Genomic DNA, 13572 nt, shown 5'->3' with positions numbered 1-13572 from the left:
TAAGCAAGTCAGAGGAGCAAGGTGCACCGCCGCAGACGCGGCGATGCACCCTGAGGGAGCAACGCAGGCGGTTAGCCTTCGTTATGCAGTTCCAGATTTTCCGCTTCGGTTTGCCCCCGCAGCGCCTTGGCGTCGTCGCTGCGCAGCGACTCCAGGTATTCCAGATAGCTTTGGTCGACGTCTTTGGTCACGTAGATGCCGTTGAACACCGAACATTCGAACTGGGTGATGTCCGGGTTCTCTTCGCGCACCGCTTCGATCAGATCGTCCAGGTCCTGGAAAATCAGCCCGTCGGCGCCGATGATCTGGCGGATTTCATCCACTTCACGCCCGTGGGCGATCAGTTCGTTGGCGCTCGGCATGTCGATGCCGTAGACGTTCGGGAAGCGCACTTCCGGCGCGGCGGAAGCCAGGTACACGCGCTTGGCGCCCGCTTCGCGCGCCATCTCGACGATCTGTTCCGACGTGGTGCCGCGCACGATGGAATCATCCACCAACAGCACGTTCTTGTCGCGGAACTCGGCGCGGTTGGCGTTCAGCTTGCGGCGCACCGACTGGCGCCGCGCCTGCTGGCCCGGCATGATGAAGGTGCGGCCGACGTAGCGGTTCTTCACAAAGCCCTGGCGGTATGGCTTCTCGAGAATGCGCGCGATCTCCAGCGCGATGTCGCAGGAGGTTTCCGGAATCGGGATCACCACGTCGATGTCCAGATCTTCCCACTCGCGGGCGATCTTCTCACCCAGCTTCTGGCCCATGCGCACGCGGGCGCTGTAGACCGAGATCTTGTCCATAAAGGAGTCCGGACGCGCGAAATAAACGTATTCGAACAGGCACGGGTTGGTTTTCGGGTTCTCCGCGCACTGGCGGGTGAACAGCTGGCCCTTGGTGGTGATGTACACCGCTTCGCCCGGCGCCACGTCGCGCAGGAACTCAAAGCCCAGGGTATCCAGCGCCACGCTCTCGGAGGCCACCATGTACTCGCTGCGGCCATCCTCCAGCGTGCGCTTGCCGATCACCAGCGGGCGAATGCCGTTCGGGTCGCGGAACGCCAGCAGGCCGTGGCCGATGATCATCGCCACGCAGGCATAAGCGCCGCGCAGTTGCTGATGCATGGCGGCGACCGCGGTAAAGATGTTGTCGGCCTCCAGCGGGTAGTGCGGGAAGCGGTCCAGCTCGCTGGCCAGCACGTTCAGCAGGATTTCCGAGTCGGAGGTGGTGTTGACATGGCGGCGGCCGCTTTCGAACAGATTTTGGCGCAGCTCATGGGCGTTGGTCAGGTTGCCGTTGTGGGCCAGCGTAATGCCGAACGGCGAGTTGACGTAGAAAGGCTGGGCCTCAGAGGCGCTCGAGCTGCCGGCCGTCGGGTAACGCACATGGCCAATGCCCATGTTGCCCTGCAAGCGTTGCATATGGCGCGCCTCAAACACATCCTTCACCAGGCCGTTGGCTTTACGCAAACGGAACCCGTTGTGGGCGTCAATGGTGACGATGCCTGCGGCATCCTGGCCACGGTGCTGAAGCACCGTCAGCGCATCATAAATCGACTGGTTTACCGGCATGAAACCGGCGATACCGACAATACCGCACATGTTGTCTTTTCCTCATCAGCGCTACCGCCCCGGCAATTGGGTCGGCAAGAAACTCGACGTGCTCTGCAGGTAGTCAAAGAACCACCTGATGACGTAACTGAACTGGGGAATGAGCTGCGACTGTTTCCAGTCGGCGCTTTGTGAGAAGCCGGTAAAGGTGTCCAGGAAGAACAGGATCGCCGCGACGATCAACACTCCGCGCAGCGCGCCGAAGCAGATGCCCAACACGCGGTCGGTGCCCGACAACCCGGTTTTCTCTACCAGTGAGCTAATCACATAGTTAACAATAGCCCCTACGATCAAGGTCGCGATGAACAAAATCGCGATCGCGATGCCGTTTCGCACCAGTTCATCTTCAAAACGAGTGAAATAGACCGCAAGGTAAGAGTAGAAATGGCTGGCAACAAAAAACGCACATCCCCATGTCACAAGTGACAATGCTTCGCGAACAAACCCTCGGATCAGGCTCACCAGAGCCGAAAATCCAATCACCGCTATAATGACGTAATCAATCCAGACCATGAACTATTCCAATGATGAATCGCCCCTGCATCCAATTCGCGGCGAATTCTAACAGAAAAAGAAAACGTTTGCGTAGGGGATTTCCTACCACGTTACAAATAAAAAGCGGCGATCAAAAAATTCCCAATCGCCGCGCCTACATAGGTGATTTCGCCTGTAAAAGGCGCGGTTTTTCTCGCTTTCTCTCCACAACTCCTTAATTCAGGGGCGCATCGTGCTGCGCCCCTGCGGGGTTTAACGGCCGTACGGCTTCACCTGCCCGCTCAGCCCGCTGATCGAGTTCAGCGACGGCAGCGCCGCCTGCAGCTTCTGCTTGGAAGCGTCCGGGCCGACGTAGATGCGGGTGATCTGCCCCTGCACCGGCGTTGACGGCACGGTAAAGGCGCGATAGCCCGAGAGGCGCAGCGAGGCGACAATCTCGTTCGCCTTGGCGGCGTTTTTCAACGCCCCGAGCTGCACGACATAGGCTTGTCCAGCCGGCGCTTTTTCTTCCGCCGGTTTCGGCTGCGGTGCCGGTTCAGGCTTCGGCGTCGGTTCAGGTTTCGGCTCCGGCTTCGGCGCCGGCTTCACTTCCACCGGCTTCGGTTGCGGCGTCGGCTTCGGCTTCACTTCTACCGGTTTGGTTTCTACCGGTTTCGGCTTGGGCTGCGGCACCGGTTGAGGACGCGTTTCGACCGGCGGCGGTGCCACCTGCGTCGGCTGCTGAGCAGTCTGCCGCGCCGCCTGTTGCGCCGCCGCTTCGTTGGCCGCCTGCTGCTCGACCAGCGCGCCCGCCCCTTCCGGCGGCTGTGCCGGCAGTGGCTGCGTCACCGGCGGCAGCACGTCGTTCTCTTCGACATCGCCCGCCTTCGGCACCAACGGAATGGCCGCGAATTCATCCTCGTAATGCTTCTTTTTGCCGTCCAGCAGCCCTGGCAGGATGATTACCCCCAGCGCTACCAGAATCACGGTTCCGACCAGTCGGTTCTGAAATTTACTCGCCACTCACACTCCCCGCATCTCGTCTAACGCCGCCATCACCTGCGCCACGGTGTGGAACGATCCACAGACGATCACAATATCCTGTTTATCAGCATCCTGCATAGCCTGCCGCCAGGCAGTTTCGACATCATTAAAGCGGCGCGGTTCCGTCAGATGTTGCGCCAGCTGTTCGACGCTGGCGCCGCGCGGCCCGTCGAGCGGTGCGCAGTACCATTCATCCACCTGCTCGCTGAGGCAGGCCAGCGTGCCGGCGATGTCTTTGTCCGACAGCATGCCCACCACCGCGCGCACCTTGCCGCCGTCGCGCGGCAGTTTGGCCAGGCGCCCGGCCAGATAGCCGGCGGCGTGCGGGTTGTGCGCCACGTCGAGGATCAGCGTCGGCTCCCGCCGCACGATCTGGAAACGCCCCGGCAGTGTCGCCTGTTGCAGCCCGGTGAAGATCGCGCGTTCGTCGATTTCCAGTGGGGAGCAGTTCAGCGCCGCCAGCGCGGTAGCGGCATTGGCCAGCGGTACGTTCGGCGTCGGCAGATCGGTCAGCAGCGTGTCGCCGCCCTGCCACTGCCAGCGATCTCCCTGCTCGCTGAAGCTCCAGGCTTCGCCGCGGCGATACAGCGGCGCGCCCAGCGTTTCGGCAACCTGACGAATGCTGTTCGGCATGTCGGGTTCGCCCACCACCGCCGGCTTGCCGCTGCGGAAAATGCCGGCCTTCTCGCGGCCGATGCTTTCGCGATCGTTGCCCAGCCAGTCGGTGTGATCGAGCGCGATGCTGGTGATCACCGCCACGCTCGGATCGACGATGTTGGTGGCGTCGAGACGCCCGCCCAGCCCCACTTCCAGGATCACCACGTCGAGCCGCGCCTGTTTGAACAGCTGCAGCGCCGACAGGGTGCCGAATTCGAAATAGGTCAGCGACGTTTCGCCGCGGCCGGCTTCAATGGCGGCGAACGAGCGGCTGTGCTCCGCTTCGCTCAGCTCTTCCCCCTGAATGCGCACGCGTTCGGTATAGCGCACCAGATGCGGCGAACTGTAGACGCCGACGCGCAGGCCGGCGGCCAGCAGAATGGCTTCGAGGGTGCGACAGGTGGTGCCTTTGCCGTTGGTGCCGGCAACGGTGAACACCGTGGGAGCGGGGGTCAGTAAATCCAGATGTGCCGCGACGCGCTGTACGCGCTCAAGGCCGAGTTCGATCGCCTGGCTGTGCAGACGTTCCAGATAATAAAGCCACGAGCTCAATGGCGACGTGGCTTGGGGAATTTGGTGGTTTTGCATGAGTCCCATCACTGAACTTGGGTTCATTAATCCATCAGGGCACCACCCTCACCGCGGTAAAGGCGATGCGCTTCGTGACTGCCGCCAGCCTGCAAACCGCAGCGAGAAGGGCTGCGGCCGGCAGGGAACGGGCATCAGCCGTCACTTAGCCACAAAGTGGCGGCTGAACCCGGGCGGGATCCGTCTTTGCCTCAGGCGTCGGCCTGCTGCTCCGGCTCAATGACCGGCGCGGCCTCATCGAAATGCGGCTGCGGCTGGTTGGTCAGCTTGGACAGAATGCTCGCCAGCGTTTGGCGCATTTCCGGGCGGCGAACGATCATGTCGATCGCGCCTTTTTCGATCAGGAACTCGCTGCGCTGGAAGCCCGGCGGCAGTTTCTCGCGCACGGTCTGCTCGATCACGCGCGGGCCGGCAAAGCCGATCAGCGCTTTCGGCTCGGCGATGTTGATGTCGCCCAGCATCGCCAGGCTGGCGGAGACGCCGCCCATGGTCGGGTCGGTCAGCACGGAGATGTACGGCAAGCCGCGCTCCTGCATTTTGGCCAACGCCGCGCTGGTTTTCGCCATCTGCATCAGCGACATCAGCGCCTCCTGCATGCGCGCGCCGCCGCTGGCGGAGAAGCACACCAGCGGACAGTTGTCCTCCAGCGCCTGCTCAACCGCACGCACGAAACGCGCGCCAACCACGGAAGACATCGAACCGCCGATGAAGGCGAATTCAAAGGACGCCGCGACGATCGGCATGCCGTACAGCGTGCCCTTCATCACCACCAGCGCATCTTTCTCGCCGGTCGCTTTCTGTGCGGCGACCAGACGATCTTTATAGCGCTTGGAATCCTTGAATTTCAGAACGTCTTTCGGCTCCAGATCGCTGCCCAGCTCCACTTCGCTGCCTTCATCCAGCAGGGTATGCAGACGCGCGCGCGCGCTCATACGCATATGGTGGTCGCACTTCGGACACACTTCCAGATTACGCTCCAGCTCGGCGCGGTAGAGAACCTGGCCGCAGCTGTCGCATTTGGTCCAGACCCCTTCAGGAATGCTCGCCTTACGGGTTTGTGTGATATTGCTCTTGTTAAGAATTCGTTCAATCCAGCTCATCGATGACCTTTCTGTTTGAACCTGGCACACGCCAGTCCGCTGTTCATGCTTTAACAATCCCCCCGAAAACACCCCAATGAAAAAATGCCCGTTCGCGGCGCGGCAAGCGCGGCGACTGAGGCATCGGCTTCAGGGTTGTTCGCAGGAACAGACCATAATGTCGCTCATTAAACCATATCGGCCCGACGCTGTGGACAAAAAACTGGTCGAACCGACAGGTTGAGCGATGTTTTTATTGTTTTTGCTGGCGGGCGGCGGCGCGCTTGTGGCGCCAAATTTCAATCACGCCCGGCAGAATCGAAACGATGATGATCCCGACGATCAGCAGTTTCAGGTTCTCCTGCACCACCGGCAGATCGCCGAACAGGTAGCCAGCATAAGTGAAGAGCAGCACCCAAACCAGTGCGCCAATCACGTTGTAGGCGGCGAAGTGGCGATAGGACATATGCCCCATACCGGCGACGAACGGCGCAAAAGTACGCACGATCGGCACGAATCGCGCCAGAATAATCGTTTTCCCACCGTGTTTCTCATAGAACTGGTGCGTCTTGTCCAGATAGCTGCGGCGGAAAATTTTCGAATTCGGGTTGCTGAACAGCTTCTCGCCGAACAATCGCCCGATAGTGTAGTTCACCGCATCGCCGAGGATCGCCGCCACCACCATCAACGCCACCATGGTGTGCACGTTCAGATCGTTGGTCGGCAACGCCGCCAGCGCACCGGCGACAAACAGCAAAGAATCCCCCGGCAGGAACGGCGTCACCACCAGACCGGTTTCGCAAAACAGGATCAGGAACAGAATAGCGTAGACCCACATGCCGTATTGTGCGACCAGTTCGGCCAGGTGCACATCAATATGCAGAATGAAATCAATAATAAACTTGATGATGTCCATAAATTCTCTCATTGATGCCGGGTGTTTCAGTCACCCGGCAGAAGCACAAGGGAGCGACGCTTTCAGGCGTGCCGGCGTTTAATCGTCGGGCAAAAACAGCGGCCCCATCGGCGGTCGCGGTAGACCAAAGTGGTCAGGGTAATCCACGGCAACCAGATACAGCCCCTCGGCTCGCGCCGTCGCCGCCGCCAGGTTGCGATCTTTCAGCGCCAGCAACTCGGCCATCCAGTTCTCATCCTGATTGCCGCAGCCGATCTCCATCAGGCTGCCGACGATGTTGCGAACCATGTGATGCACGAAGGCATTCGCCTTGATATCTACCACAATATATTCGCCGTAGCGCGTAACCTTAACGTGTTTTACGCAGCGCCACGGGGTGCGCGACTGACATTGCACCGCGCGGAACGAAGTGAAGTCGTTTTCGCCCAGCAGCGCCTGCGCCGCCCGATGCATACGATCGGCGTCCAGCGGGTGATAAAAATGCGTCACCCCCTGTTGCAGCACCGCCGGCCGGTAGCGATGGTTGAAAATAATATAGCGGTAGCGGCGCGCGGTGGCGCTGAAACGCGCGTGAAAATCGTCGGCGACGGGGCTTACCCAACGCACCGCGATATCCGGCGGCAGATGGGTGTTTACCCCCATCGTCCAGGCGGCGTCCTTGCGGCGCGCGGTGGTTTCGAAATGCACCACCTGCCCGGTGGCGTGCACCCCGGCGTCGGTACGCCCGGCGCACAGCACGCTAATCGGCGCATCCGCCACCTTGCTCAACGCCTGCTCCAGGCGTTGCTGCACGCTGGCCACTTCTTGCTGCCGCTGCCAGCCGTAGTACCGGCTGCCGTCATATTCGATGCCCAGCGCAATTTTCAGCGTCGGCTGAACGGGCGAGACCACCTCAGACATCAGTACATCTGCTCCTGCACCAAACGCTCGGCGGTTTCGATAGCCATCAATGCGCCGCCGAAGCGCACATTGTCCGCCACCGTCCAGAACTGCAACAGCTCGGGGATGCCGTAATCGTTACGCAGACAACCGATGCTGAGCGCATCGCTGCCGGAGGCGTCGGTGACCTGAGTCGGGTAATCGTCCTCTTCGCTCAGCTGAATGTCCTCGACCTCTTCGAGCTCGCTGCGCGCCTCTTCGGCGGACAGCGGGCGCAGCGCTTCCAGGTGCACCACCTGCGCGTGGCCGTAAAACACCGGCGACTGAACGCAGCTCACCGAAATCGGCAGCCCTTCATCCTGCAGCACCTTGCGCACCTGATCGACGATCAGGCGTTCTTCGCGCACGCTGCCCTGCTCGTCGGCAATCAGCGGCAACAGGTTGAACGCCAGCTGCTTGCCGAAAACGCCTTCCTCGGCCGGGATGCCGTTCAGCAGGCGCGCGCTCTGGCCGGCCAAGTCGTCCACCGCCACCTTGCCGCGCGACGATACCGACATCAGCGTGGTGACGTGCAGACGCGACAGCCCCGCCTGTTCGGTCAGCGGTTTGATCGCCGTCAGCAGCTGACTGACCATGCTGTCGGCCACCGCCACGATATTGCGGTTGCGGTAATCCGCCAGCACCTGCGGGTTAACGCCCGGCACCACCAGCGGCACATCCGGCTCCATGGCGAACAGGCCGCTGGTGTCGATCACCAGGCAGCCCATGTTGCCGGCTTCTTCGGCATAGCGCGCGGAAGCTTCGCTGCCGGCAACGAAGAAGGCCAGCTGCGCCTGTGACCAGTCGAACTCTTCGGCGTTTTGCACCAGAAGAGACTTGCCGTTGAAGCGCACATTGGCGCCCGCGCTGCGTTCGCTTGCCAGAGGATAGAGCTCACCCACCGGGAACTGGCGTTCCTGCAACAATTCCAGCAACGCTTCACCTACCGCGCCAGTGGCGCCGAGCAGCGCGATATTCCAGCCGTCAGACATCGGGTTTTCTCCAGAGTATTTCATTCATAAAAGCAGACGGGCAGTGCAACCACCGCCCGATAATCTTTGCCGCTCACTGTAGCGGCGTTGGCTTAAGACAACCTTACGCGCTATGCCACGCTGAAACCCAGCTTGCCGAGCAGCTCGGCGCTGGCGCTGTCATCGCATTGCACGGCCAGCGACGACCACTCGCGGCGTTCCTGATAGTGCTTGCGCAGGCGATCGAATTCGCCCGGTTGCCCGGCGACTTTGCGCAGCGGCGCATCATCGCGGCGCACATCATACACCAAGTGCATCAATCGTTTTAACCGCGCTTCATCCAGCGGCCCGTTGAGGCGGATCTGGCTGAACTCCGGCACCGGCAGCAGCGAGGCCAGCGCCACCTGCTGCGGCTGCCCCAGATGGCGGCTGAACGCTTCGAACACCTGAGTGGTGCCGCGCGCCTTGCCTTCCAGCGTATACCCGGCGATGTGCGCAGTGCCGATATCCACCCGCGCCAGCAGCGGCAAGGAGAGATCCGGCTCCGGTTCCCACACGTCCAGCACCGTGCTCAGCTTTTTGCCCTTTTCCAGCACCTGCAACAACGCGGCGTTATCCACCACCGGCCCGCGGCAGGCGTTGATCAGAATGCGGTTGTCCGGCAGCGCCGCCAACAGGTCGGCGTCCGCCAGATGCAGCGAATGGTATGGGCCGGATTTATTCAGCGGCGTATGGAAGGTCAGCACGTCGGCCTCGGCCACCAGCTTCTCCAGCGGCCAAAACTCCCCGGCGTCGCCGCGATCGGCACGCGGCGGATCGCACAGCAGCGTGCGCACGCCCAGCGCTTTGAGGCGCGCGTCCAGGCGGGAACCGACGTTGCCCACGCCGATGATGCCGACGGTTTTATCCCGCAGATGGAAGCCATCGCGTTCGGCCAGCAGCATCAAGGCAGAGAACACATACTCGACCACCGCGATAGCGTTGCAGCCCGGCGCGGCGGAAAAGCCGATGCCCTGCCGTTGCAGCCAGGCGTCATCGACGTGATCGGTGCCGGCGGTGGCGGTACCGACAAAGCCGATGCGGCTGCCGGCCAGCAACGCTTCATTGACCTTGGTGACCGAACGCACCATCAGCGCATCGGCATCCGCCAGCGCCTCACGCGGGATCGGGCGGCCCGGCACAGCCTGCACGTCGCCCAGGCGGCTGAACAGCTCGGCCGCGTACGGCATATTTTCATCAACCAGAATTTTCACTGCGTTCTCCGACGGTTTACGGCTATTTGTCTGCGAAATAGTGTGCCACTGAATCAGGCACGGCGAAAGCGCTCAGGGGTGGTGCCGGCGATCTGCTGGAACATGACGATAAACGCCGACGCGGAGCTGTAGCCGACGTCCAGCGCCACGTCCTGCACGGTCTTGCCCTGCTCGAGCAGCGACACGGCATGCAGGAAACGCAGGCGCTGGCGCCATTCGCTGAATGACATGCCCAGATCCTGCTGGCAGCGGCGCGACAGCGTGCGCTCGGTGGTGTAGACCCGAGCCGCCCACGCCGCCAGCGAGGTGTTGTCCGCCGGGCAGTGCTCCAGCGCTTCCAGCACCGGCGCCAAAAATTTGTCGTCCGACGACGGCAGATAGGTTTGCTGGCGCGGCGACAGGCGCAGCTGATCGATCAGCACCTGGCACAGGCGCAAATCCTCTTCCGTTTGCGGAATGTACTGCTTGCGCGCATAGAAATCCTCGGCGATAGCGCGGAATATCGGCGTCACGCTCACCAGGCAAGGGTCGGCCGGCATGCCGGCACACAGCGCCGGCGTGATGTCCACCATGCGGCACTGCGCCAGCCGCTGGTTATAGCAGGAGTGTTCGATGCCGGCCGGCGCCCACAGCACGAACTCCGGCGGCGCCAGAAAGCGCTGCCCGCCGATGCGCAGCACCATCACCCCGGCTTTGCCCCACATCAACTGGCCCCAGGTGTGGCTGTGCGGCTGGAATTCGGTGCGCGCGTTGAACTCCTCGCAGCGGAACTGCACCGGCTTCGGCGCCGGGATCAGCGATTCGGGGAAATGGCGGATTTCTGGCATGGTTTCGTCCCGTGATTTGTCTTGTTTACGCCGATTTTTGTCTGGATATCGCTATATATGATAAACCGGACACGCGTAGACTAGCCAGCATGTTGGACGTTATTGAGAATAATTATCATGAATATGCTTTTCCCGCTGTTGGCCGTGCTGATTTGGTCGATTAACGCCGTCGTCAGCAAACTCTCCGCCACCGCCATCGATCCGGCGGCCATCTCGCTCTACCGCTGGCTGCTGGCGTTGATTGCCCTGACGCCGTTCGTGCTGCCGGGCGTGCTGCGCAACTGGGCGCAGGTGCGCACCAACTGGTGGAAATTGATGATCCTCGGTTTGCTGGGCATGGTGCTGTACCAAAGCCTGGCCTATTACGCCGCACACAGCGTCAGCGCGCTGTTTATGGGCATCATCGTATCGCTGATCCCGCTGCTGACCATCCTGATCAGCATCGTACTGCTGCGCATTGCGCCAACCGTCGGCGTGCTGCTCGGCAGCATACTCTCCTTCTGCGGCCTGATCTGGCTGGTCAGCGGCGGTCAGCCCGGCGTGCTGCTGCAGCACGGTATCGGCAAGGGGGAATTGATGATGCTGCTCGCCACCGCCTCTTACGCGCTGTATGGCGTGTTGACCAAACGCTGGGCCATCGCGCTGCCGAACTGGCAATCGCTGTACGTGCAGATCCTGTTCGGCGTGCTGCTGCTGCTGCCTAATTTCCTGATGGCGCAGGATGTCGGCTTGAACGGCCATAACCTGCCGCTGGTGCTGTTCGCCGGCATTCCGGCTTCGATCATCGCTCCCTTCCTCTGGATCCAGGGCGTGATGCGCCTGGGCGCCAACACCGCCTCGATCTTTATGAACCTGGCGCCGGTGTTTACCGCCGCTATCGCCGTGCTGTTCCTGCATGAACAGCTGCACGGTTACCACCTGATCGGCGGCGGCATCACCCTGCTGGGCGTTATTCTGTCGCAGCGGCTGCGCACGCCGCTGACGCGTAAAGCCAAAGCCCCGGCGGCCGACGTCGAATCCTGCAAAGAACAGGCTTAAGGCAGCAGCCTGAAACGCACCCGCACCAACAGGCCGCCCAGCGCGGCGGAGCTCAGCAGCTCCGGGCGGGTGCCGTGATACGCGGTGATGTCCTTCACCAGCGCCAGCCCCAGGCCGGCGCCCGGCTGATCGCCCACGTTGTCCAGCCGATGAAACGGCTGCAGCGCCAGCGCCTTGTCCTGCAAGGCGATGCCGGGGCCGCTGTCTTCAATCTCCAGCACGCCTTCCCCTGACGCCTGATCCTGAGTGAGGCGCGCGGTCACCACGCCCTGGCGCGGCGTGTATTTCAGCGCGTTGTCCAGCAGGTTGGCGCACAGTTCGGCCAACAGCAGCGGTTCCCCCGCCACCTGGCACGCCGCCTCGCCTTCAAACCCGAGATCGATCTGTTTACTGCGCGCCTGCGGCAAGCGGGAAAAACAGGCGTCGCGCAGCACCTGCGCCAGATTGACCGGGTGCAGCTGGCGCTCGGCCTGGTGCTCGCTGGCCTTCAGGCGTGAGAGATGCAGCAGGCGGTCGGTCAGCGCCACGGTATTATCCAGCGTCGTGCTCATCGCCTGCAGGCTTTCGCGCCACTGCTGCGGCCGGTCGCTGGCCAGTGCCACCCCGACCTGAGTCTTCAACACCGCCAGCGGCGTACGCAGTTGGTGCGAAGCATCGGCGCTGAAACGCTCTTGGCGCGCCACCATCAGCCGCAGCCGTTCGATATAGCGATTGAACGCCACCAGCAGCGGCTGCATCTCTGACCACGGCAATACCCGCGGCAGGGGCGTCAACTCGCCCGGATCGCGCCGCAGCATGATGCAGGAGAGCTTGCGCATCGGCTTCAACACCCGCTTGAGCAGCGCGAACGCCAGAATCAGGGTTAACACCACCACCGTGCCCTGGCTCAACAGCGCCGCGATCATCATCTGTCGCGCCAGGTAACGGCGAGACTCCAGGGTTTCCGCCACCAGAATGGTCGCCATGCCGCTCACGCCCGACTCGTTGATCGGTTGAAACAGCGCCGCCACGCGGATCGCCCGGCCTAGGTATTCCGCATCGTAAAAATGCACCAGCGCCGGGTAGAGTGTGGAACGCGGGATATGGGGCGGCAAAGGCGGCAAATCGTCATAGCCCGAAATGCTTTTCCCCTGCGGCGAGATCACCTCGTAATAGAGCTGGTCGTTCATGTTGCGCTCGAAGCTGTCGAGCACCACATAGGGCATATCGACCGCCAGTTTGCCGTCGCGCACCACCAGCCGCTCCGCCACGGTGCGCGCCGACGCCAGCAGCGTGCGATCGTAAGCCAGGGTGGCGGCGCTCATGGCGCTGAAATAGTGGGTGTAGATCGAGATGCCGCCCAACGCCACCAGCGGCAGGCCAAAAAACAGCAGCAGTTGATAGAACAACGAACGCGGCGCGTTAAACCACCGCATTGCACCGCTCCAGGCTGTAACCCAGACCGCGCAGCGTGATGATTGCCACGTCGCTGCCCTGCAGCTTTTTCCGCAAACGGTGTACGTAAAGCTCAATGCTCTCCGGATTGGCCTCATCGGACAGCGTAAACACCTGCTCAAACAGCTGCTGCTTGGCCACCGGGCGGCCGCGGCGGTGCATCAACGCGGTCAACACCGCCAGTTCGCGCGGCGTCAGCGCCAGCGGCTTGCCCTCCAGCAGGAAATAGCCTTCGTCGTGATAGGTCAACGCGCCATACTGCAACGCCGGCTGCGCGGCGCCGACGCTGCGGCGCAGCAGCGCCCGAATGCGCGCTTCCAGCTCATCCAGTTCGAACGGCTTGGTGAGGTAATCGTCCGCCCCCAGATTCAGGCCCTTCACCCGATCGGCCACGTCGGTGCGCGCCGTCAGCAGCAGCACCGGCAGATCCTGCCCGCGCTTGCGCAGGCGCGCCAGCAAATCCAGGCCGTTCAAACGCGGCAGCGCCACATCCAACACCGCCAGCGCATAGCGTTCGTTGAGCAACAGATGATCGGCCGCCACGCCGTCCGGGGCGACGTCGACGGCAAAGCCGGCGCCGGTCAGCGCCTTTTGCAACCAGTGAGACAGCTCGGGGTGATCTTCAACCAATAACAGTCGCATGTTTCCATTCCATTGATTTACCTGAACAACCTGACGCCGATAGCGTGCTTGTTAACAGGTCGATAACAGAGAATGGCATGGAAAATAAGGGGATAAAAGAGTGCCGCGCCGCCAGTTTTGGGAGCTGGCACAC

The 13572-nt window shown here is 62.0% G+C and carries 13 protein-coding genes; 1 reads left to right on the top strand and 12 read right to left on the bottom strand.

Annotation, left to right across the window (positions count from 1 at the left end; translation table 11 throughout):
* Positions 1-71: 71 nt before the first annotated feature.
* The 10 genes from purF to GF111_RS20445 all read right to left on the bottom strand — a co-directional run bounded on the left by purF (position 72) and on the right by GF111_RS20445 (position 10325).
* Positions 72-1589 carry an amidophosphoribosyltransferase gene (gene purF / locus GF111_RS20490; protein ID WP_038876443.1) on the bottom strand — a complete coding sequence of 506 codons (1518 nt, stop codon included), beginning with the start codon at positions 1587-1589 and terminating at the stop codon, positions 72-74.
* 21 nt (positions 1590-1610) lie between these two features.
* Positions 1611-2111, bottom strand: coding sequence for a colicin V production protein (gene cvpA, locus GF111_RS20485; RefSeq protein ID WP_004936119.1), 501 nt, complete (start codon positions 2109-2111; stop codon positions 1611-1613).
* Between the two features lie 234 nt (positions 2112-2345).
* A complete protein-coding gene (gene dedD, locus GF111_RS20480) occupies positions 2346-3095 on the bottom strand; it encodes a cell division protein DedD (RefSeq protein ID WP_038876445.1) in 750 nt (249 codons plus the stop codon).
* On the bottom strand, positions 3096-4361 hold the full coding sequence (gene folC, locus GF111_RS20475) for a bifunctional tetrahydrofolate synthase/dihydrofolate synthase (RefSeq protein ID WP_102780004.1): 1266 nt from the start codon (positions 4359-4361) through the stop codon (positions 3096-3098). It lies immediately after the preceding gene.
* Between the two features lie 191 nt (positions 4362-4552).
* Entirely contained in the window at positions 4553-5461 is a 909-nt protein-coding gene (gene accD / locus GF111_RS20470) for an acetyl-CoA carboxylase, carboxyltransferase subunit beta (RefSeq protein WP_033643880.1), read from the bottom strand.
* 232 nt (positions 5462-5693) lie between these two features.
* The gene (locus tag GF111_RS20465) at positions 5694-6356 is read right to left on the bottom strand and encodes a DedA family protein (RefSeq protein ID WP_019453745.1); all 663 of its coding nucleotides are present in this window, start codon (positions 6354-6356) and stop codon (positions 5694-5696) included.
* A 78-nt stretch (positions 6357-6434) separates the two neighbouring features.
* Positions 6435-7256: a tRNA pseudouridine(38-40) synthase TruA gene (truA, locus tag GF111_RS20460; RefSeq protein WP_055311861.1), complete on the bottom strand. Its 822-nt coding sequence runs from the start codon at positions 7254-7256 to the stop codon at positions 6435-6437.
* On the bottom strand, positions 7256-8266 hold the full coding sequence (locus GF111_RS20455) for an aspartate-semialdehyde dehydrogenase (protein ID WP_038876452.1): 1011 nt from the start codon (positions 8264-8266) through the stop codon (positions 7256-7258). Before GF111_RS20455 ends, truA begins: the two co-directional genes overlap by 1 nt.
* Before the next feature lie 110 nt (positions 8267-8376).
* Complete coding sequence (pdxB, locus tag GF111_RS20450; RefSeq protein WP_038876454.1) at positions 8377-9498, bottom strand: 4-phosphoerythronate dehydrogenase PdxB; 1122 nt, start codon at positions 9496-9498, stop codon at positions 8377-8379.
* A gap of 53 nt (positions 9499-9551) precedes the next feature.
* A complete protein-coding gene (locus GF111_RS20445) occupies positions 9552-10325 on the bottom strand; it encodes a helix-turn-helix domain-containing protein (RefSeq protein ID WP_147190304.1) in 774 nt (257 codons plus the stop codon).
* A gap of 117 nt (positions 10326-10442) precedes the next feature.
* Between GF111_RS20445 and GF111_RS20440 the strand changes: the two genes are divergently transcribed.
* A complete protein-coding gene (locus tag GF111_RS20440; RefSeq protein ID WP_147190306.1) occupies positions 10443-11363 on the top strand; it encodes a DMT family transporter in 921 nt (306 codons plus the stop codon).
* On the opposite strand, the gene GF111_RS20435 is transcribed toward GF111_RS20440, so the two are convergent.
* Positions 11360-12778, bottom strand: coding sequence for a sensor histidine kinase (locus GF111_RS20435; protein WP_147190308.1), 1419 nt, complete (start codon positions 12776-12778; stop codon positions 11360-11362). The two genes, GF111_RS20440 and GF111_RS20435, sit on opposite strands and share 4 nt — an antisense overlap.
* Positions 12765-13439 carry a transcriptional regulator TctD gene (gene tctD / locus GF111_RS20430; RefSeq protein WP_038876462.1) on the bottom strand — a complete coding sequence of 225 codons (675 nt, stop codon included), beginning with the start codon at positions 13437-13439 and terminating at the stop codon, positions 12765-12767. The genes GF111_RS20435 and tctD overlap by 14 nt, the downstream gene beginning before the upstream one ends.
* Between the last annotated feature and the right edge of the window lie 133 nt (positions 13440-13572).

This window comes from Serratia sp. HRI (assembly GCF_010119335.3).
Lineage (GTDB): Bacteria > Pseudomonadota > Gammaproteobacteria > Enterobacterales > Enterobacteriaceae > Serratia > Serratia nevei.
Note: the sequence above shows the minus strand (reverse complement) of the source record. Positions and strands in the feature narration are given on the sequence as shown.

Excerpts from the sequence above, each read along its gene's own strand:
- GF111_RS20435 (WP_147190308.1), bottom strand. The coding sequence starts at position 12,778 with ATGCGGTGGTTTAACGCGCCGCGTTCGTTGTTCTATCAACTGCTGCTG.
- GF111_RS20465 (WP_019453745.1), bottom strand. The coding sequence starts at position 6,356 with ATGGACATCATCAAGTTTATTATTGATTTCATTCTGCATATTGATGTG.
- cvpA (WP_004936119.1), bottom strand. The coding sequence starts at position 2,111 with ATGGTCTGGATTGATTACGTCATTATAGCGGTGATTGGATTTTCGGCT.
- GF111_RS20455 (WP_038876452.1), bottom strand. The coding sequence starts at position 8,266 with ATGTCTGACGGCTGGAATATCGCGCTGCTCGGCGCCACTGGCGCGGTA.
- GF111_RS20440 (WP_147190306.1), top strand. The coding sequence starts at position 10,443 with ATGAATATGCTTTTCCCGCTGTTGGCCGTGCTGATTTGGTCGATTAAC.
- GF111_RS20445 (WP_147190304.1), bottom strand. The coding sequence starts at position 10,325 with ATGCCAGAAATCCGCCATTTCCCCGAATCGCTGATCCCGGCGCCGAAG.
- purF (WP_038876443.1), bottom strand. The coding sequence starts at position 1,589 with ATGTGCGGTATTGTCGGTATCGCCGGTTTCATGCCGGTAAACCAGTCG.
- tctD (WP_038876462.1), bottom strand. The coding sequence starts at position 13,439 with ATGCGACTGTTATTGGTTGAAGATCACCCCGAGCTGTCTCACTGGTTG.
- truA (WP_055311861.1), bottom strand. The coding sequence starts at position 7,256 with ATGTCTGAGGTGGTCTCGCCCGTTCAGCCGACGCTGAAAATTGCGCTG.
- accD (WP_033643880.1), bottom strand. The coding sequence starts at position 5,461 with ATGAGCTGGATTGAACGAATTCTTAACAAGAGCAATATCACACAAACC.
- folC (WP_102780004.1), bottom strand. The coding sequence starts at position 4,361 with ATGCAAAACCACCAAATTCCCCAAGCCACGTCGCCATTGAGCTCGTGG.